Source organism: Streptomyces viridosporus (assembly GCF_002078235.1).
Taxonomy (GTDB): Bacteria; Actinomycetota; Actinomycetes; order Streptomycetales; family Streptomycetaceae; genus Streptomyces; species Streptomyces viridosporus.
Map to the genome: position 1 here is coordinate 1 of NZ_MSGP01000409.1, position 1,161 is coordinate 1,161.

Below are 1,161 nucleotides of genomic sequence, written 5' to 3' on the forward strand. Positions count from 1 at the left end.
GGCCTCCCGCGAGCTCTGCGCGGCGGCCATGCCCTGGGCCAGCGCCACCACGGCCGCCAGCCGGCTGTCCTCACCCATCCCTCCAGGCTAGGGAGGTTCCGGGCGAACGGGTACATTAACCGCGCGAACGGGGACCGCCCACAGCGGGGCGGCCCCGGAATCACGACGAGCCTCCGCTACTCTCCCGGCCAGTTCGGCCTGCGCTTCTCGTTGAAGGCGGCGACCCCCTCCGCGCGGTCGCCCGAGAACGCCACCGACCGCCAGGCCGCGTCCTCGACCTCGAGACCGGCGGACAGGTCCAGCCCGTGCCCGAGACGCAGCGCCCGCTTGGCCGCCCGCAGCCCCACCGGGGAGTTCGCGGCGATCCGGGACGCCAGGGCCAGGGCCGCCTCCCGGTCCCGCCCCTCCTCCACCAGTTCGTCGACGAGCCCCAGCTCCCGGGCCTCGGCGGCCTCCACCCGCCGCGCCGTGAAAATCAGCTCGGCGGCGCGCGCCGCGCCCACCCGCCGGGGCAGCAGCTGCGTACCGCCGCCGCCCGGGATCACCCCGACGGACACCTCGGGCAGTCCCACCACGGCCGTGCGGTCGGCCACGATCACGTCGCACGACAGGGCCAGCTCGAAACCGCCGCCCAGGGCGAACCCGTGCACCGCCGCGACCGTGGGCACCGGCAGTTCGAGCACCCCGGTGTACGCCCCGCGCGCCACCGGGCGCTGGCGCACCAGGTCGGCGTCGCTGAAGGAGTTGCGCTCCTTCAGGTCGGCCCCCACGCAGAACGCCCGCTCGTGCGACGAGGTCAGCACCACCACCCGGACGTCCCGGTCCTCCGCCAGCGCCGCACAGGCCCCGGCGAGGGAGCGGGCCATCCCGGTCGACACGGCGTTCATGGCCCGCGGCCGGTCGAGGACGAGCTCCGCGACATGCCCCTGCTCGTGCCGGCGCACCAGCACGAACTCCCCGAACCGTTCCTCACTCATGACACCCTCCGGTTAACGCGGGTTAACATCGCTCGCCCCGATCATCGCAGCCCGACGCCCGCCCGGAAAAGGGCACGCGCCCGCTTCCCCCGCCCACCCGTTCGAGTGATATCCGGCCGACTCCGGCGGCCCTTCCCCGGGGGAGCGCACAACATGCGCTCCACCGGGGAAGGGCCGCCGGAGT

General features: G+C 74.8%; 1 protein-coding gene. It reads right to left on the bottom strand.

Features of this window, described 5'->3' with window-relative positions:
* Positions 1 to 176 precede the first annotated feature (176 nt).
* Positions 177 to 977: an enoyl-CoA hydratase/isomerase family protein gene (locus B7L92_RS27030; protein WP_081239981.1), complete on the bottom strand. Its 801-nt coding sequence runs from the start codon at positions 975 to 977 to the stop codon at positions 177 to 179.
* Between the last annotated feature and the right edge of the window lie 184 nt (positions 978 to 1,161).